Source organism: Flavobacterium sp. HSC-32F16, from assembly GCF_024171645.1.
GTDB lineage: Bacteria > Bacteroidota > Bacteroidia > Flavobacteriales > Flavobacteriaceae > Flavobacterium.
Window position 1 is genome coordinate 458872 of the sequence record NZ_JALKAC010000001.1, and the last position, 19188, is coordinate 478059.

Genomic DNA, 19188 nt, shown 5'->3' on the forward strand with positions numbered 1-19188 from the left:
ATGAATACTAAATTAAAATTTCTGGGTCTGTTAAGCGTGGCATTGATGGGTCTTGTTTCTTGCAGTAATGATGACAAGAAAGAAAGTGATGAAACTACAACGGGAGAAGAATTTGTTTTTGCAGGAGGCGTAAATAATCCTTCGGCTTCTTATATGCTTACATCTGGAACATTGGCAAGCGGTTTTGTATCTGCTAATGGAAATGGTGCCGAAATAACAGGAAACGGCAGATTATTTAAAAATGGATTTTATTATAATCTGGCTAACGGAAAACTATCTAAGTATAAGTTTGAAAAAAACATACTTACTTTATCAAAAGAAATAACATTGGCAGGTAATGCTTTATGGTCATATTGGTTAAATGATACTACTCTTATTATATGGAATGGTACAACATCTGCACCAAGCGCAGATTTGACTTATAATATTGTTAATACAGATGATTTATCAGTAGCTAAATCAGGAACTTTGACTGTTACAGGTTTACAAGCTGCAGATAAAGCTATTTATCTTTCGGGATGTACTTTAAATAACGGTAAATTATATTTACCATACGTGGTATATCATTCAGGATGGACCAGTACTTCTGTATCTTACCTGGCATCTGTAGATTATCCTTCAATGACTAATTTAAAAATTGATACTGATACTCGTTCTGGTGCTTTAGGTACATTTTCTACTTTAATGGGAGGTACGATAAAATACAATAATGATCTTTACATCATTACAGACTGCGGTGACCGTTGGGGATCTGTAGCAGACAAACCAAGTGCTATTTTTAAAGTAAGCAATGGAGCAGCAGAAATTAATGCTGATTATTTCTTTGATTTATCTGCAATCAGCGATGGAAACAAAGAATTTTATGGTCTTTATGATTTAGGGAACGGAAAAGGAATAACCCGTCTTGGAAAAAAAGATGTTCTTTTAACTTTTGATGACTACAACGGATCGGATGTATTTGAATATTATGTGGTTGATGTAGCGGCTAAAACTAAAACTAAATTGAATTTACCTTTAAGCCAGTATGTAAGTTCTTCTCCTGTTTTGGTTGAAAATGGTAAAGCTTATATTTTAGCATCAACAAAAGCAAACGGTAACTTTGTTTATACTTACGATATCAATTCGGGAAGTTTGTCAAAAGGTATTGAAGTAAAAGGTTTAGATTACGTAAACTGGATTTCAAGATTAAATAAATAAGCAGTTTAGAATTAACTGTTATTAGAAGGTCGGGAATTAGATTCCCGACCTTCTTTTTTATAAAAAAGAAAGTAAAGTCACATTTACTTTAAATTTAAAATCAAGGATTTCTAAATCTAAACTAAGTAATTCTTAAAAAAACTCAATTTAATAACGGCAGAGTAATGGTAAATATCGTTCCTTTTGCCACAAGAGAACTAACATCAATTTCGCCATTATGCAGGCTGATGATTTGTTTTACAATAGACAATCCGACACCATAACCATTTTCGTAGTTTTTGTTTTTTCCTCTGTAAAATAAATTATAAATCTGTTCCAAATCTCCTTCAGGAATTCCAATTCCGTTGTCTGAAAAAGTTAAGATAATTTTATCAGCAGAAGCATTTATGTCAACGTTACAGGAATGATCTTCAGAATATTTACAGGCATTTTCCATAATATTGGAAAAAGCAATTTGCAGTAAATAGGGATTTCCCAAATAATTATAAAAATTAGCATCAGTATCATCTAAGTCAGCGTAGCTTATCCCTATTTTATATTTTACATCCTTCTTATTCAGCAGGTTTAATTTAGCATCAACTAAAACTTCGTCTATTCGAATATTTGACATTTTAATTTGCGAAATATCATAATTAGCCCGTGCAAAGTCAAGCAATGCAGTCGAAAGCTGCGAAACATGATTGGCTTCTTCTAAAGCATTGTCTAATGAAACTTTATAATCGTCAATAGTCTGATTTAGTTCTTTTCCGAGTTCAATTTCTGCAATTAAAATAGAAAGCGGTGTTCGGAATTCATGTGAAATCGTAGTCACAAAATTTCTATGATTATTAAATGACTTTTCTAATCGGTTGAAAGTTGCGTTGAAAGTTTGTGTGAGCTCGTAAAGTTCGTCTTTAGCTTTGGGAACTACGATTCGTTTATTAAGATTATGTTCGGATATATCTCTAATCTGAAAAATAATATCCTTTAAAGGTTTCAAGGTATAATAGGAAAATCCAAAACCAATAATAAAAATCAATACGATCGAAATAAAATATACATAAAGTACATTTTCTTTAAAAGCATTGATATGATTTAGTCCCGTTACATCTATTGCTCTTCCTACTATATAAAATTCTTTGTTATTGTCGGTATATAAAATGCCTCGGTATTGGTATTTATCATCCATCCAGTTTACTGCACGATTCTTTTTTATAGACTGTACTATTTTTTTACTGCCAAGAGGCGGCATATTATCCGAAAAATAAAGATTAAAGTTGCTGTCGTAAACGCTGATATCGGCTTCGTTAAGCACTTTTTTATTTTTGTTATGTAGAAATTTAATAAGATTTTTATTGATCTGGGCATCAAATATAAACTCGGCGCGCCAGATTATTTTATAATCGAGACGGTCAAAAAATTCCTCTTTTCTGTTTTTTTCAGAAACAAAATAGACGCTGTATGCAAAAACTAAGAGAATAAAAGCCGTTAAAATAGCGTAAGCAAGAGCCGTTCGGGTTACTAATTTCATATTTTACTGCTTAAAATAAATCCCATTCCAACTTTGGTATGAATGAGTTTCTGTTCAAAACCTTTATCAATCTTTTTTCTCAAATATGCGATGTAGACATCAATATAATTGGTTCCAGTGTCAAAATTATTCCCCCAGACATTATCGGCAATTTCATCCCGGGTAAGCAGTCTTTCGGGATTCTGCATCATAAAATGCAGTAAATTAAATTCTTTTGGCGTAAGGTTAATTGTTACTCCTTCTCTATAAATAATCTTATTGCGTTTATCCATCACCAGATCATTGTAGGTAATTTGTGTGCTTTCTTCAGAAGTATTAACCGCGTCGCTTTTACGTTGCAACAATGCTTTCACTCTTGCGTAAAGTTCTCTGATTTCAAAAGGTTTTACCAAATAATCATCGGCGCCAGCATCAAAACCTTCAATTTTTTCATCGATAGTTCCGAGTGCAGTCAGCATAATTATTGGGATTTTTTTTCCGGAGTGGCGTATTTTTTTGCAGAATGTAATTCCATCCATTCCTGTCAGCATAATATCTGTGATAATCAAATCAAAGTCTATTTTTTCCAAAAGTATAAGTCCTTCTTCTGCTTCTTCTGCAATATACACTTGGTATCCCTGACTTTCCAGTCCACGTTTCAGTAATGCCGAAACACGGCTGTTATCTTCCACTATCAACATCTTCATCTGTATGCCTTCCTTTTAAAATTCAAATCAAATTTACGACAATATTTTGGCTTTCTAAAAGGCCTCTTTAAGCATTGTCCTTCACAACACATTAAAAACAATTTGATTTCCAAACTATTAACCTCCAAACAAAGCTTTTTCTAATAACATTCTATAGCCTTTCTAATACTTTTCTAATACCCTCAAGCCTATCCTAAATCTACCTTTGTCGAGTCAAAAACAAGTAGTGATCACTACCACACAGAATGTAAATTTTAACTATACATGAAAACAAATTATTTAAAAATTGGGTTGTGTTTTTCTCTTTTAGCGGGATTAATGAACACGGTAAATGCTCAAAAAAAGAACGATTTTGGAAACCCAACTCTTACGCATTATTTAAACGATGAAAAAACACGTTCGATTTCTTTTAGCGGGTACACTGAAATTTGGGCGCGTTATTTAGAACTTAATCCAGGAAGTTTGGTAAATGGCGAACAGGTAAATAGTATTTCTGATTTATCATTACGAAGAGTACGTGTAAAAATGGCTTATCAGCCTACTGAGAAATTTACTTTTGTATTGCAGGGAGGTTTAACAAACGTAAATGTGGCTTCTAAAACTACACCAACATTTGAACTTTTAGATGCTTACGCAGAATATAAATTCAGCGATATAATTGCTGCCGGTGCGGGTCGATCTACTTGGAGAGGTTTATCCAGATTTACTACAGGACCATTAAACACTTTATTATATGATTTACCTTCTTATGCTACCGGAAATGCCGGAATATCTGATGAAACCGTAAGAGAATTAAGTATTTACGCAAAAGGACAAATAGGAAAATTGGATTATCGTTTGGTTATTGCTGATCCTTACACCAATGTCAGTGCCGATCCGCAGTACAATCTTGCAACATTTAGCAAAACACATCCTAACAAAGATTATTCGGGATATTTTAAATATGAATTCTTTGAATCAGAAAATAACTCTTCACCATTCCATTCTGGAACTTACAGCGGTAAAAAGAAAGTATTGGCATTAGGAGCAGGATTTGAATACATGCACAATGCGCTGTGGCATTTAGACGAAGCAAAAACGACCATTAACGATGATGAAAAAAGCTTCGCCGTTGACCTTTTCTATGATACGCCAATAAACAAAGACCGTGGAACTTCGTTTAGCGCTTATGCCATGGCAATGAATAACAATTACGGTCCTAACTATGTGCGTTATTCTGGTGTGAGCAATCCTGCAAGCGGCGTAAATACTACTGAAAGCAGTCTGAATGGTGCTGGAAATAATTCGCCTGTAATTGGAACTGGGAACACTTATTATCTACAAATTGGTGGTACACTGCCTTACTTTAACAAAGACAAAAACAATCTACAGTTACAGCCGGCAGCAAGTGTGATGTTGTCAGACCTTGACGGACTTCACGATAAAGCCTTGACTTACGACGCTGGTGTATCATTGTTAATGAATGGTATGTCATCAAGACTGACTGTTGATGCTCAAAACCGTCCAATTTACGCTTTAAATGATGCTGGTCAAGCCGATGTTTCAGACCGAAAATGGCAGTTTGTTTTAAAATACAGAATCGACTTTAATTAAAACTTTACATTATGAAAAGAAGAAATTTTATTATCTCGTCTGCGAGTGCGGGAGCGCTTGCTCTTACAGGAGAAAACGTATTAGCCAATACGATAAAGGAAACAGAAACGAAGTCTAAAACCGTTTATTTTCATTACCTCTTATTTTGGCTTAAACCAGAACTTACGCCAGAGCAGGTAAAAGATTTTCAAAACTTTTTTGAAGGACTTAAAAAACTTCCTTACGTAAAAAATGTACGTTACGGAGGACCAGCAAACTCAAGCCCAAGAGCAGTTTTAGACAATTCTTTTACGTACAATGCGTCTATGGAATTTGATTCTCTTGAAGATTTAGAAACTTATGGAAAACTTGACGGCCATCTTGCTTTGGTCGCAAAATACAAACCATTTTTTAATAAAATGATGGTTCATGATTCCGTTTACAATCAATAAAAATTATTACTTTTAAATTAATATCCAAATGAAAAATTTATTAAGAGGACTTGTCCTAATTACCCTACTTATGTCAGCAAACAGTAATGCACAAGACCACAAAAAAGTTCAGGTGAAAGCTTTAGAGGAAGAGTCTGATATTCCTGCTTATCGCTTATACAATAACCCAGATGGAACTTGCGCCTTTGAAAAAGGTTCTATTCCATCATTAAAACACATGAATACCGCTTCTTTTTGGTATAGCAATAAAACTGAAGAGTGGGAAAAAAATGCACACCCGGCACCTAGAAAACAATTTGTAATAACGGTTAAAGGTAAAATCAAATTTAAAGTATCAGACGGCAGTACTTTTATTATTGAGCCCGGAGTAGTTTTAGTGGCAGAGGATCTTAAAGGTAAAGGCCACAGCTGGGACAAAGTTGACAGCGACGTTTGGGAACGTTTGTACATTCCTATTACTGAAAATTCAGATGATCTTTTTAAAGCTGATTCTAATTAGGTCTATATATAACTGGAAATTAAGCAGAAAGTATTTTTTAATTTCTCCTGCTAAAAAATAGGACTTTAAATCCCATTTCAAATGAAATGGGATTTTTTATTCATTTTGCGTATTTTTGTAAAAATACACTCTTCACATGAAACGTTCCGGCACAGCAGATCTTCCTTTACATTATGGACAAGTGCCGCTATGGCTTTCTGAACGAATGTCGAAACTGGGTTTTGCCATTGTCGAAACGATCGCTTTAGAATTTTCTACTTCAGAAGTAATCAGTAAACTAAGTAATCCTTTTTGGTTTCAAAGTTTTGGCGCTGTCATGGGAATGGACTGGCATTCCTCGGGAATTACAACTTCGGTACTTGGCGCATTAAAGAAATCTGTAAATCCTCATTCAAAAGAACTGGGAATTTATATCTGCGGAGGAAAAGGCAAAAATTCACTTTTAACACCGCAAGAACTTTTATTTGTGGGAGAAAAAACAGGTCTTGACGGAAACAATCTTGCGAATTGCAGCCGACTTACGGCCAAAGTAGACAATACGGCTATTCAAGACGGATTTCAGTTATATCAGCATAATTTTATTGTTGATAATAAAGGACAATGGGCAGTTATTCAGCAAGGAATGAATCCCAACTCTAAAACGGCCAGAAGATATCACTGGCATTCACCCGATTTAAAATCTTTTATAAATGAACCTCATACGTTTATCTACGGTGAAAATCAAGGAACTATTTTAAATCTTACTGCGCAGGCGGCATCAAAATCAAGAGAAGGTATTTTAGAATTAGTTAAAGAATCGCCGGTTAAAATCATAAAAGAGATGCAGCATCTTTCTATGCCTGCACATCATGATGTTAGAATCGAAGATGTTAATATGAAAAGGCTTGGTGCCATGCTTTGGACAACGCATGAAAATAGGCCTGAAGATTTTGAAGATCTGCTTCTTTTAAAAGGAATGGGACCAAGAGCTTTGCAGTCTTTAGCATTGGTTAGTGAAATTATCTACGGTACTCCTACCCGCTTTGAAGATCCTGCACGTTTTTCGTTTGCTCATGGAGGAAAAGACGGACATCCGTTTCCTGTACCTGTAAAAATATATGATGAAACGATTGACACGCTTCAAAGAGCGATTAACCGTGCTAAAATTGGCAATACTGATAAGATAGACGCTATTAAAAAATTATCTGAAATCTCAAGAAAAGCAGAACAAAGTTTTACTCCAAATACTAATTTTGACGCTTTAGTGCAGCGAGAGCGTGATGAATCGTATAAATACGGAGGAAAAACTATTTTTGGAGATGCTAAACCTCCTAAAAACAAACCTATAAATCCTAACAATCAGCTTGAATTGTTTTAATACATGGCTTCATCATCTATAAAATATCCATACAAATTGCCCTTTGCATATTATCTAAACCAAGATGTTGTTTTCCTGGCTAAAGATCTTTTGGGAAAAGTGCTCTACACTCAAATTGACGGAAAGATAACTGCTGGTATAATTGTAGAAACTGAAGCTTATTTTGGCATACAGGATAAAGCTTCTCACGCTTATGGAGGCAGACGAACTAATAGAACCGAAATAATGTATAGCAGCGGCGGTATATCTTATGTATATTTATGTTATGGAATCCATCATCTTTTTAATATCGTCAGTTCTGTAGAAGGCGAACCTCATGCCGTTTTAATCCGAGCGATTGAGCCTCTGACCGGAAAAGAAATTATGGAAGAAAGAAGGAATATGTCTTTTTCTAAAGCCGCTATTTCATCTGGTCCCGGTTCTACGGCAAAGGCTTTAGGAATTGATGGCTCATTTAATAAAAAGGACTTAGGCGGAGATGAAATTTGGATAGAAGATCACGGCATTCGATATACTGAAGAAGAAATTGCTGCCGTACCGCGTGTAGGTGTCGCTTATGCTCAGGAAGATGCCCTTTTGCCATGGCGTTTTTTTATCAAAGGAAATAAATATGTCAGCAAACCCAATAAAACATAAAAAGTGATTTTAAAATCGCTTTTTATGTTTTATTGAACAAAGTAGTCAAATCCTATTTAATAATCTCAAAACTATCTATTTTCCAGCCGTTAGGTTGTTTTACCAAACGAAAAGCAACATTACATTTCTCTGTTTTATTTTCTTGAAAAGTAATTTCCCAATTTTCCTTAATCGTCACTTTTTCGCCAAAACTGCCGCTTCCTCCTAAACTTTTAATGTCAGTGATATTAGGATACGGAAGTAAAATATTATCAACTTTCTCCGCCATTTTTTCGGTACAATGCTCTTTTGCGATGCCTGTTTTTTGTTGTATTAAAGCATATCTAAAATAATCTGCTGTTTGATTTGGAGTAAGTTTAGAAATAGAGACCGATGAAGTTTTATTACCAATAAATTCACATAGAATACTTCCGTTTTCACTTGCAATGTTTACAATATTATCTTCGTATTTTATCGCAATTATTGATTCTTCATTCTTCTTTTTCTTACTGTATTCAGTACGTTTGATTATTTTAGTAACTCTGTTTTCATTATCAGTATTGTATTCGTTAATGATACTTTCTGTACGATTATAGCTGTCTCCAACAAAATACTTTTTCTCATACAATACTACAAAACCTTTCTTGTTATAAACCGTTTTAATCTCTTTACGAACGTCATAACTTCCATATTCTGTTTTAATTTCAGTCATGGTATTGTTCTCATAAAAATATTTGGCATTCTCCTCTTTTTCAAATGATGTAATATCTTCTTTTTCAATTTTATCCCAATCTTTTTTAACTGAGAAATACTCATTTAAATCGATTTTTTTATAAACAGAACCTCCAATCTTTTCTACAAGAGTTTCTTTATTCTTAAAATCTAAAAACTTATTGGTTTTAAAAACCTCGTATGCCTCTGTTGAAAGCATTTCTTTTTTTGAAGGAGAATAAATTTCATTAGCAGTCTCTGTTTTCAGAGTTTCCTGTGCGCTGCATGTAAGGAAAGATATTACTAATAAACCAATACAAATATTCGTTTTGAGTACTTTATTCATTGTGCTTTTTAGAGTTTTGATTTCTTTTGTTTTTTAAAATTTTATTTAAAATTCGTACAAAATGGAATATAAAAATATAAAATTAATTGGATTTTAAATTCAATGTGAAATTTTTAAATCTAATTTTTTAATAAAAAAGCTTCCTTAAAAAAGGAAGCTTTAATGTAGATTATTTCGTAAAAAAATTAACGCCAGCCCAGTTCTGGAGCGACATATTTTAATATAGATGATAATATATGCACATTGTAATCAACGCCCAATGTGTTGGGTATAGTCAACAAAACGGTATCGGCTTCCTGAATAGCTTCATCCTGAGCTAACTCTGCGATAAGTTTATCCGGCTCGGCGGCATAACTCTTTCCGAAGATGGCTCGTTTATCACTTTCAATATTCCCAAAACTATCAGAGCCTTTCCCCTGATTTCCAAAGTAATATTTATCCTGATCTGTAACCAGTGCAAAAATGGAACGGCTTACCGAAACTCTTGGTTCATGCTGATGTCCGGCTTTTTTCCAGGCTTCTTTATACAATCTGATTTGCTCCGCCTGCTGAATATGAAAAGGTTTTCCGTTTTCATCATACTTTAGAGTAGAACTTTGCAGATGCATTCCGTTTTCGGCCGCCCAAACAGCAGTTGCATTAGAGGCAGCACCCCACCAGATTCGTTCTCTTAATCCTTCTGAATGCGGTTCCAGACGCAATAATCCCGGCGGATTTGGAAACATTGGATACGGGTTTGGCTCAGCAAATCCCTCACCTTTAAGCCTTTCTAAAAATTCCAAAGCTTTTTTACGTCCCATATCGGCATCCGTTTCTCCTTGTTCAGGTTCATAACCAAAAGCGCGCCAGCCGTCAATGACTTGTTCCGGCGATCCTCTGCTGATTCCTAATTGTAATCGTCCACCAGAAATTAAATCTGCGGCACCGGCATCTTCGACCATATAAAAAGGATTCTCGTATCGCATATCGATTACTCCCGTTCCAATTTCGATTTTACTCGTTTTTGCACCAATTGCTGAAAGTAAAGGAAATGGCGATGCCAGCTGTCGAGCAAAATGATGCACTCTAAAGTAAGCACCATCTATGCCAATTTCCTCGGCTGCAACGGCTAAATCGATAGATTGAAGAAGTGTATCGGCTGCTGTACGTGCCAGATAAGAAGGATGATCGGCCCAATGCCCAAACGATAAAAATCCTATTTTCTTCATAGATAGCAGTATTATTTATTATTTCAAATATACGCATCATTATTGAGTGTATCTGCAAGGTTTTTATAAATCAATGAAGAATTCTTGCTCAGCAAAAAAATGATAATTTTAAAATAATATATGTTGAAGTATTAGATTTGGCTGGTTATCGAGTGATTAGAGAATAAACTTTGAAGATAAAATTGTCTAACTATTTTTCAGTTTTATCTTCAAAAGTCACTGTTCCAAAATTTATTTTTTTCATCTCATACAGGAAAGGCATATGAGAATCAGCTATCCATTCTCCATTTTTAAAAATAAAAGACAAATGTTCTCTAATAAAGCTTTCGGGAGTAAAAATTAGAAGATTATCTCCTTCACTAGGCTGGTAATCGAAATCAAAACAATTTTTACTGTTAAGATCAACAAGCATTCTTTCATTTGTCAAATCCTCTGTTAGGGCATCCTCCGGCCTATACCCCATTCCATCCATAGTAGTTTTACTGTACCCCATACATCTTTGTAAAGTCCAGGTAAAATCGACACGTCTTTTTTGTCTGTTTTTTCGGGAATTCTTGTGATGAATAATGGTATCCATTCCGTTTGGAACACAGGTACAAAGTTTAATTTCTTTTCCGCTTTGGCACATAGATTTTTATATTAGAAATGGTTATTCTTCTGCTATATTTTGCAGTATTTTGTGTATTGTTTTTAGTGCCTGGGTTGAAGTTTCACGAATGATAATTTTATTCTTCTTCTCTTTAATAAGCGCTGTAAATAAATTATCTTCGGTATTAATATCAACGATTGTTCCGCCGTATTTTAGTGTCGTTTCTGCAATTGCCATTGGAAGATTTGTTGCTCCAGAAGTTCCGACAATAAAGAGAATTCCTGAGTTTTTAGCCATTTTTAAAGAGCTGAATTTTTTATTTGTTTTTTCATCGTAATACTCATCAAACCATAAAATGTTTGGCCGCATCCAATTACCGCATTCTTTGCATTTCAATAATTCGATATCTTTTTCGGTTAGATCTTCATCTATGTCTTTACCTTCAATTTCTGCTGGTAAATTTTCTATTCCTTTACATCCGTTTGAACATTTAATCTCTCTTGCTTTTCCGTGTATTTCATATAGTCTTTCTGTACCCGCGCGCCGGTGCAAGTTGTCTATATTTTGAGTTATTAAATGAAACCTGTCCTGCAAAATATTTTCGATTTTAACTATTTCGTGATGGCTTTCGTTTGTCTGGGCATTTTCAAACATTTTTTTTCTAAAGAGAGAATATTGCCAGACTTCTTCTGGATTTTCCTTAAAATATTTGAATGTTCCAAATTCCTCCGGTTTATGAAATTTAGTTCCTTTGATCCATATTCCGTCAACTCCTCTGTAAGTTGGTATACCGCTTTCTGCAGAAATTCCTGCACCGGTTAAAAATGTAAATAGATTTCTGTTCTTTTTATGATAAACCTTCCTTATAATTTCAGTAAGCTGTTCTTTCATTTCTAATTCTCAAACTAATTATTCTGTAAATCCTTTATTGATTTGTTCTTTAGTAAAACTAGTAAATTTTAGTTTTCAATTCTTAATCTTTTAAAAGAGTAATCTGAAATTATAAATTCAAAAAACAAATAAAATAAAACAGCTGATTTTATAACATTAAAACAAGCAAACATCAGCTTCAAATATGATAAAAATCATAAATCATAAAAAAACATCTCAGTAATATTGTCCTGATTCAGAAATATTCTTTTACGCACTAATCTTTTAAACCCTTTCAAATATATGCGCCCCAATGCTTATAAAATTTTGATTTTTTCTGTGTTATGCATTTCATATTTTACTTATTCAGTATGCATTTATAAAGACATATCACACAACACGGATATAAACAATTCCTTTGCAGATCAAGGAAAAAAAATATGGCAGAAAAACAACTGTACTGCCTGTCACCAAATTTACCAGTTAGGCGGTTATCTTGGACCCGATCTTACTAATACTTACTCTTTAAAAGGACCTGAATATATAAAAGCCTTTCTTAAAAATGGCACGCAGGTAATGCCTGACTTTAATTTAACACAATATGAAATGGATGCTCTTACAGCTTATCTTAAACAGATAGACGATACCGGAGTATCTGATCCCAGAAGCTTTACTGTTTTAAATAATGGTACTACATACCAAAAATAATGATCATGGAAACAAGCAAAAAATTTATAGTACTTGCATTGATAATGCTGGGATTTGGTTTACTTTTTGGAATACTGGGTACGTTTCAATATGTTTTACCGGGGTTTCTTAAAACGGTTTTTTCTTTTGAAAAAACAAGACCGTTACATGTATCATCTGTTGTGTTTTGGATTATTTTGGCCGCAGCAGGTGTTGTTCAAAACTATCTTAACGAGTGTTTTAAAAAGGGTATGAAATATCCAATTCTTACCAAAATACAATACTGGATGTTTCTCTCTGCAATTCCGCTCATACTTATCTCTTATATACTGGGTATTTTTGGCGGGCGAGAATATTGGGAGTTTCACCCGGTTTTGGCATTACCCATAATAATAGGCTGGATCGCTTTCCTTATTTATTTTTTCGCCTCCGTTCGTGAACTTACAAAACAGCCCGTCTATGTCTGGATGTGGCTTACCGGAATTGTTTTCTTTCTCTTTACTTTCCTTGAATCTTATTTATGGCTTATCCCTTATTTTAGAAATAACATTATTGGAGACATGACTGTGCAGTGGAAATCATACGGTGCCATGGTGGGATCCTGGAATATGCTTATTTACGGATCAAGTATTTATCTTATGGATAAAATAAGCGAGGACAAGAAAAACAGTTCTTCTATTACTGCTTTCCTTATTTATTTTTTGGGATTATTTAATCTTATGTTCAATTGGGGACATCATATTTACTCTCTGCCTACAGCGCCTTATATACGTTACATAAGCTACGGAGTAAGCATGACTGAGTTACTTCTTTTAGGGAGAATGATTTATTATTGGAAATCAACGCTTTCAACTGCTAAAAAATACAGACATGAAGTTCCGTATAAATTTCTTCTCGCTGCAGATATCTGGATTTTTATCATGCTTGCCCAGGCTATTATAATGTCAATTCCTGCTTTTAACCTTTATACGCATGGCACGCATATTACAGTAGCGCATTCTATGGGTACAACTATTGGCATAAACAGTATGCTTTTGATGGCTTTTGTATATGATATTTTAGGAAAGAACCAACTAACTAAATCAAGGCTTTTTAAAATTGGTTATATTATGGTGAATGCTTCATTAATAGTATTCTGGCTTTCTTTGATGACTGCAGGAATTTTGCGGGGCTTTTGGCAAATGGACCATTCACAAAATGCTTTTAGTCAGATGATGAGCATCTTGGCTCCATTTTTTATTTCTTTTAGCTTAAGCGGTATAGCACTGGCTATTGGATTTTATCTTTTATTCAGGCATTTATATCTAATACGCTCTAAAAAAAACTATATAATACTTTAACTAAACTTTCTATTCTTTAAACACAACAATTATTTAATGCAATAAGGTTGCGTTAAATTAAAAAATGTCTTTAATTTACCTTCTATTAAAAAAAATAAAATGAACAGACGCAGATTTTTAAAAGGTTCAACAGTATTGGCAGGACTATTTACTCTTAGTCCATCTGTTATTCTTTCAAATGATTTAGAAGCAATAACTAAAAAAGGCAAAAAAGCAAAAAATATAATTTTCCTGATTAGTGACGGAATGAGTTCAGGAACGCTTCAAATGGCGAATTTGTACTCTCAGAATATTCTAGGAAAAAATGGAAACTGGATGAATCTTTATACCGAAAATAAAGTTTCAAGAGCTTTAATGGATACGGCTTCTGCAAGTTCTGCCGTAACTGATTCTGCTGCGGCAAGTTCGTCTTTTGGAGGTGGACACCGTGTTAAAAATGGCGTTTTGAATATTGGTCCAAATGGCGAAAAGTATCTTCCAATCTGGCAGAAATTTAAAAACGCAGGAAAAAAAGCCGGCTGTGTTACCACAGTTACAATAACTCATGCTACTCCAGCGGGTTTTTGTGTGAATTCAGACAGTAGAAATGCTGAAAATGAAATTGCTGAAATGTATGCAGAACTCGGATTAGATGTCATGATGGGCGGCGGTGATGAATTTTTTAATCCTTCAAAAAGAGCGGATAAAAAAGATGTCTACAAAATTTATGAAGATAAAGGATATCAGGTTTTAAAACGAAAATCAGATTTAGAAAATATCAAAAAGGGACAAAGAACACTTGGCGTTTTTAATACCGGAGCACTTCCTTACACGATCGACAGAAACAATATTCCAGACTTACAGCACACTCCTACTCTGGCAGAAATGAGCGCTGCCGCAATTCATCAAATGAAAGATCATGAAAATGGTTTTGTGCTTATGATTGAAGGCGTAAAAGTCGATTGGGCAGCGCATGCTAACGATATTGCCGCTTTAATTCACGATCAGCTGGCTTTTGATGAAGCTGTAAAAACAGCCATTGATTTTGCCGAAAAAGATAAAGAAACTTTGGTAATCATAACTACAGATCATGGAAATGCAAATCCGGGACTTATTTATGGAACTGATGCCGTAAAAAATTTCAACAGTATTGCTGACTATAAGTATACTAACGAATATATTTTGAATGCAATTCATGCCGATTTTAATCTGCAGCAAATTAAAGACTGGGTTAAAGAGACCAATAAAATCAGTTTAACCGATGATGAAGCAAAACATTTATTGAATTTTTATTCCGGACTTGAAAAACAGGAAGACGGTTTATATAATTATAAAAAACTGCCTTTTAAAGCTTATTCAGAAATTCAGAAAAAGCATAATAATGTAGGATGGATAAGTATGGATCATTCAGGCGATTATGTTGAGCTGGCCATGTATGGTCCGGGAAGTGAATTATTAAAACCTTTTGTTAAAAATATAGACCTTCATTATTTAATGCTGAAAGCCTCAATTGAAAAGGAAGTGTAAATTGAGTTTTAAGTTTAAATGAAAATAAAAGAAGCTTAAGTAAATGGTATATAAACCTTTACTTAAACTTCTTTCGCTTTTATATTGAAATTTTATGCTAAAGATTTATCTGGATCCTATACAAAAAAGTGTTTCTCCTTTGTTTACAGGCGGTGTTCCTGTTTTATATAAAATTATACCTTCAGCCGTAGAATTTATTTTTTGTATTTCATTGCCAAATTCATCTGTAATATAACCTATCTCCTGCCCTTTTTTAACCTCGTCACCACTTTTGAGTTTACTATAAAACAAACCTTTAAAATCAGATTTCACATAAGTTTGATTATTCAGAAAAAATAAAATAGTTCCTGCATATGCATATTCACTTTCTAAAGAATACATTTTCATCTGTCCTAACATATTGTAAACTGCATTTTTAATGAGTTTAACAGACTCGGGATTAGAAGTTCCCAGTTTACCTGCTTCAATACTCAATGCTGTTTTACCATCTTGAACAGCTTGTTTAAATGCATATTGGGCCGGCTCTGTGTTGGATAATGTATAAGGATAGGAAACCTGATGATTTATCCCTGAAATCTCCGCCAGTTTTATCGCCGCTCTTGTTTTTCCGGGATTACTTTTATTGTTATAATAGCATACAAACGGCAGTAAATCTTCATTTGCATCTCCGCCGTGAATATCTAAAAATACATCTGATCTTGAAATTACATTTTTGGTTATCCAGCTGGCAATTTGTTCTGTTAAAGTTCCCGAAGGAGATCCCGGAAAAGCATTGTTGAGATTTTTACCGTCAACGGGATTTATAAAAGGTGTTCTTTTATAAAAAGAGGCAGTGTTGGCAATAGGAATTATAATTAATGTACCTTTTAATTTATCGGGATTAATTTCTTTAATCAGTTCCTGCACAGCCATTATTGGCGGATATTCGTAGCCGTGAATACCAGACACTATAGTAAAAACCGGACCACTTTCTTTCCCTTTTATGATAGTCAGCGGAAGATAATTAAACGGACTGTCATCTTTAAAATAGATTAGTTTGTCTTTTCTGCCCGTTGTCTCTTCAAAAAATATCGATTCTTGTTGCTGCGCTTTCATATTATTCTGCGTAAGAAGCATTATAATAAAAAGAAGTACTTTATAAAGTTTATTCATATTATGTAAGTGTGTTATGATTTTAGCGTAAAAAAAATACAGCATCTTATTCTGCTGTATTTTTGATTCTTTATTATTTTATTTTTTTTAGTATTTCCATTCCTTCCTCCCAATTTGTATGTCCGGATGCGGCATTTATATGTCCTGCATTTCCAATATTTATAAATTCGCTTCCCCAATTCTCAGCAAAGAATTTAGCTCTTTCCAAAGAAACCCATACATCATCTGCACTTGCCACTACAATAGTCTTAAAATTGATTTTATCTAGTGGAATTGGCGAGAAACCAACCGCAGGAAAAGTATATTGAGGCGCTTCAAGATCACTTGGCGCAACCAGCATAGCGCCTTTAATTTGTTTGTTATATTTTAAAGCCCATTGCGCAATTGTCGAACAGCCTAAACTGTGTCCAATAAGTACAACGCTGGAAAGATCAAACTCCGAAACTTTTTTGTCAATCGTTTCTATCCAGTCTTTACAAGTTGGAGCATCCCATTCCTGCTGCTCTATTCTATAAAAATTTTCACCTGAATTCTGAAAATAAGTCTGCCAATGTTCGGGTCCTGAATTACCAAGCCCTGGTACAATTAAATAATTAATCATTGTTTTTGTGTGTTGTGTTGTTGTAAATGTAGTTCTGTTATACAGTATTAAAAATGTATGAAAGTTTGGCGAAAATAGAAATTTTACCCCGATTTTCCAATTACAAATCCAGTTTAAACTGAAGGCAAAAGAGCTTTTTTTCATCAATTAGAACACAAAAAATGGATTAGAAAAACGGTTGAAAATATAATATTTTGTTTTTCAGAAAAAATGATATATTTGCGTTTTACAAAAACAATGAAAAAGCAAATTACTTCCTCTATTAGTATTAATAGTATTATCATTCGATAGTAGTAGAGGAGATTTTATATAATAGTATCACAAAACCATTTTTAAAACCTCCCTGACACGGGAGGTTTTTTATTTAAACTAATATGAAAAATTCAGTTATCATTATTATCGCAATTATTATCATTTGTCTCTTATGACGAGTCAGGATTCTATTGTGTAATGCAAACCTTTCTCAGTCAAACGAGGAAGGTTTTTTTTTATCAAAAAAATTAAAAAAAATACAAAAACAGAATACATCTGATTCAATAAACAACAACAAAATAAAATGAAAGAAGAATATACTTTAACCGCTTATACAGAAGATCAATTAGGGCTAATCAATAAAATAGCCATCATGCTTTTAAGAAAAAAAATCAGCCTGAAAAGTCTCAATATTTCTTTATGCGAAATTGAAAATATGTACCGATTTACAATTGTAGTTTATGAAACTTTTGAAACTGTAAAAAATCTCACTCTTCAAATAGAAAAAATCATTGATGTTTTTAAATGTTACTGCCATAATGCTCAGGAAATAATGAGTACACAAACGGTTTTGTATAAAGTACCGACGAACATCCTAATGAATGAAGAAAGTTTTGATGCCGTAATACAACCATTCAACATCAAATATACAGCAATTGAAAAAGAGTATACCGTTTTTGAAGCTTCCGGTAAGGAAAAAGAAATAGATAATCTGACTCAGGCCTTACATAAATTCGGACTGGTTGAATTTGTGAAAAGTGCGCCCATTTCTCTTTTCAAATCCGGGAATAGTTTTGCAAAAGAATTAGCTTAAAGAGGAGAAACAGACCGTTAGAAATTATTTCTTTTGAAAATAAAGATAACTTGTTTTAGTATTTACATCACGCAGTCGTATCTGAGAATTATTAAACTCAAACAGTTTCCAGTCTTTATTTAATTGACGAAGTACTTCTGAACTAAAATTAAGCTGTAATTGTCTAACACCATTTTGTAATGTAGTGTCCCACTGTCCCGTTTCTGAAACCGTTCCTTTACTGGCAGTTACAGATTTATCGGTTTTAAAAACAAAGGAATAACCACTGTAATTTGAAGTCTTTACAACATCATCAAAAAAATAAGGAATCTCCCAGGAACCCTTTGTTATCGTTGCGGCAAAATCAAGAGTTACAATATTATTTTCGGGACAGTAATCAATAGCGTATTTAATAGCGTTTTCGAACTCTAAATTATTAGTAATTGATTTTGTCTGATAATGATAATCAGCAATAGAAATAGGATATTGTAAAGATATATATTGGCTTTCATTCAAGTTTTTAATAAAATTAAAAAAGGCCTGGTCGCTTATTATCGATTGAGAACTTGCTGTTTGATTAGTGCTGTTGTAGATAGTAATGGTAATAGGATAATTGATATTCAATCCGTTAATTTTGGATAAAAGATCAGGATATTGATTCCAATAATCAATTAAAGTATCAAAATCAGACTGATTTGGAATCAATTGTTCGATGTAATTATAGTACACCATCGTTACCGGAAAATCAATTTTTACAATATCATCATCATAAGTACTGGCATTAATATTATTTAATACTTTTTGATAATCAGCAGTGGTATTAACTGCAATCTGCTCATTATTTACAGTAACTGTATATGGGAGTTTTATCGTGCAATAACTTGATCCGTCGATCATATTATCCTGCACAGTTTTAACCATAGCAACCCTTTGCAGATAGGTAGTAAGCGGGGAAACATTGGTAATTGTTCCCTGTGCAGTATCATTTTGCTCCTCCATTTCACTTTGACAGGAAATTAGTAAGAGCAGGAAAGCTGCCATTGATAAATATTTTTTCAAAAGGAACATATTTATATTTTTACAAATGTATAAAATTAAAGAAACAGTTTTTTAATAAATTAACGTCAAGGTTTTAAGTACCATCTTCAATACTAAATTGTCAAAAACCTATAGCATTTTATTCTTCTATAAAACAATCCGCTTTGCTTTTACCCTACTTCAATTAAAAACAAATACTTTTGCGTT

At 33.6% G+C, this 19188-nt stretch carries 19 protein-coding genes; 10 read left to right on the forward strand and 9 right to left on the reverse strand.

Annotated elements, in window-relative coordinates; translation table 11 throughout:
• Positions 1 to 1197: a hypothetical protein gene (locus L1276_RS02120; protein WP_253784982.1), complete on the forward strand. Its 1197-nt coding sequence runs from the start codon at positions 1 to 3 to the stop codon at positions 1195 to 1197.
• Between the two features lie 142 nt (positions 1198 to 1339).
• On the opposite strand, the gene L1276_RS02125 is transcribed toward L1276_RS02120, so the two are convergent.
• Both L1276_RS02125 and L1276_RS02130 read right to left on the reverse strand, forming a co-directional pair.
• Positions 1340 to 2707: a HAMP domain-containing sensor histidine kinase gene (locus L1276_RS02125; protein WP_253784984.1), complete on the reverse strand. Its 1368-nt coding sequence runs from the start codon at positions 2705 to 2707 to the stop codon at positions 1340 to 1342.
• The gene (locus L1276_RS02130) at positions 2704 to 3393 is read right to left on the reverse strand and encodes a response regulator transcription factor (RefSeq protein ID WP_253784986.1); all 690 of its coding nucleotides are present in this window, start codon (positions 3391 to 3393) and stop codon (positions 2704 to 2706) included. Before L1276_RS02130 ends, L1276_RS02125 begins: the two co-directional genes overlap by 4 nt.
• A gap of 264 nt (positions 3394 to 3657) precedes the next feature.
• On the opposite strand from L1276_RS02130, the gene L1276_RS02135 reads away from it, so the two are divergent.
• The 5 genes from L1276_RS02135 to L1276_RS02155 all read left to right on the forward strand — a co-directional run bounded on the left by L1276_RS02135 (position 3658) and on the right by L1276_RS02155 (position 7909).
• On the forward strand, positions 3658 to 4986 hold the full coding sequence (locus L1276_RS02135) for a hypothetical protein (protein ID WP_253784988.1): 1329 nt from the start codon (positions 3658 to 3660) through the stop codon (positions 4984 to 4986).
• 11 nt (positions 4987 to 4997) lie between these two features.
• A complete protein-coding gene (locus L1276_RS02140) occupies positions 4998 to 5417 on the forward strand; it encodes a Dabb family protein (protein ID WP_253784990.1) in 420 nt (139 codons plus the stop codon).
• 70 nt (positions 5418 to 5487) lie between these two features.
• Entirely contained in the window at positions 5488 to 5916 is a 429-nt protein-coding gene (locus tag L1276_RS02145) for a hypothetical protein (RefSeq protein ID WP_253784992.1), read from the forward strand.
• Between the two features lie 136 nt (positions 5917 to 6052).
• Entirely contained in the window at positions 6053 to 7273 is a 1221-nt protein-coding gene (locus tag L1276_RS02150; protein WP_253784994.1) for a DUF763 domain-containing protein, read from the forward strand.
• A gap of 3 nt (positions 7274 to 7276) precedes the next feature.
• Positions 7277 to 7909, forward strand: coding sequence for a DNA-3-methyladenine glycosylase (locus L1276_RS02155; RefSeq protein ID WP_253784995.1), 633 nt, complete (start codon positions 7277 to 7279; stop codon positions 7907 to 7909).
• Positions 7910 to 7961: 52 nt separating this feature from the next.
• Here L1276_RS02155 and L1276_RS02160 read toward each other — a convergent pair whose 3' ends face one another.
• The 4 genes from L1276_RS02160 to L1276_RS02175 form a co-directional block, all read right to left on the reverse strand.
• Positions 7962 to 8945: a hypothetical protein gene (locus tag L1276_RS02160; protein WP_253784997.1), complete on the reverse strand. Its 984-nt coding sequence runs from the start codon at positions 8943 to 8945 to the stop codon at positions 7962 to 7964.
• A gap of 185 nt (positions 8946 to 9130) precedes the next feature.
• The gene (locus L1276_RS02165; protein ID WP_253784999.1) at positions 9131 to 10153 is read right to left on the reverse strand and encodes an LLM class flavin-dependent oxidoreductase; all 1023 of its coding nucleotides are present in this window, start codon (positions 10151 to 10153) and stop codon (positions 9131 to 9133) included.
• A gap of 190 nt (positions 10154 to 10343) precedes the next feature.
• Positions 10344 to 10781 (reverse strand): hypothetical protein, encoded by a 438-nt coding sequence (locus L1276_RS02170; RefSeq protein ID WP_253785001.1) that lies wholly within the window; start codon positions 10779 to 10781, stop codon positions 10344 to 10346.
• Between the two features lie 21 nt (positions 10782 to 10802).
• A complete protein-coding gene (locus L1276_RS02175) occupies positions 10803 to 11633 on the reverse strand; it encodes a Sir2 family NAD-dependent protein deacetylase (RefSeq protein WP_253785003.1) in 831 nt (276 codons plus the stop codon).
• A gap of 318 nt (positions 11634 to 11951) precedes the next feature.
• Here L1276_RS02175 and L1276_RS02180 point away from each other — a divergent pair, with 318 nt between their 5' ends.
• From L1276_RS02180 to L1276_RS02190, 3 genes are all read left to right on the forward strand, one after another.
• Positions 11952 to 12320: a c-type cytochrome gene (locus L1276_RS02180; protein ID WP_253785005.1), complete on the forward strand. Its 369-nt coding sequence runs from the start codon at positions 11952 to 11954 to the stop codon at positions 12318 to 12320.
• 5 nt (positions 12321 to 12325) lie between these two features.
• A complete protein-coding gene (locus tag L1276_RS02185) occupies positions 12326 to 13639 on the forward strand; it encodes a cbb3-type cytochrome c oxidase subunit I (RefSeq protein ID WP_253785008.1) in 1314 nt (437 codons plus the stop codon).
• 99 nt (positions 13640 to 13738) lie between these two features.
• Positions 13739 to 15145 carry an alkaline phosphatase gene (locus tag L1276_RS02190; protein ID WP_253785010.1) on the forward strand — a complete coding sequence of 469 codons (1407 nt, stop codon included), beginning with the start codon at positions 13739 to 13741 and terminating at the stop codon, positions 15143 to 15145.
• 105 nt (positions 15146 to 15250) lie between these two features.
• Here the strand turns inward: L1276_RS02190 and L1276_RS02195 are convergent, their stop codons facing one another.
• Together L1276_RS02195 and L1276_RS02200 are read right to left on the reverse strand one after the other, a co-directional pair.
• Positions 15251 to 16297 carry a succinylglutamate desuccinylase/aspartoacylase family protein gene (locus L1276_RS02195; RefSeq protein ID WP_253785012.1) on the reverse strand — a complete coding sequence of 349 codons (1047 nt, stop codon included), beginning with the start codon at positions 16295 to 16297 and terminating at the stop codon, positions 15251 to 15253.
• 73 nt (positions 16298 to 16370) lie between these two features.
• Positions 16371 to 16898, reverse strand: a complete 528-nt coding sequence (locus L1276_RS02200; protein ID WP_253785014.1) for an alpha/beta hydrolase — start codon at positions 16896 to 16898, stop codon at positions 16371 to 16373.
• Positions 16899 to 17454: 556 nt separating this feature from the next.
• On the opposite strand from L1276_RS02200, the gene ilvN reads away from it, so the two are divergent.
• Positions 17455 to 17964 (forward strand): acetolactate synthase small subunit, encoded by a 510-nt coding sequence (ilvN, locus tag L1276_RS02205; RefSeq protein ID WP_253785016.1) that lies wholly within the window; start codon positions 17455 to 17457, stop codon positions 17962 to 17964.
• A 24-nt stretch (positions 17965 to 17988) separates the two neighbouring features.
• Here the strand turns inward: ilvN and L1276_RS02210 are convergent, their stop codons facing one another.
• Positions 17989 to 19011, reverse strand: a complete 1023-nt coding sequence (locus L1276_RS02210; RefSeq protein WP_253785018.1) for a hypothetical protein — start codon at positions 19009 to 19011, stop codon at positions 17989 to 17991.
• Between the last annotated feature and the right edge of the window lie 177 nt (positions 19012 to 19188).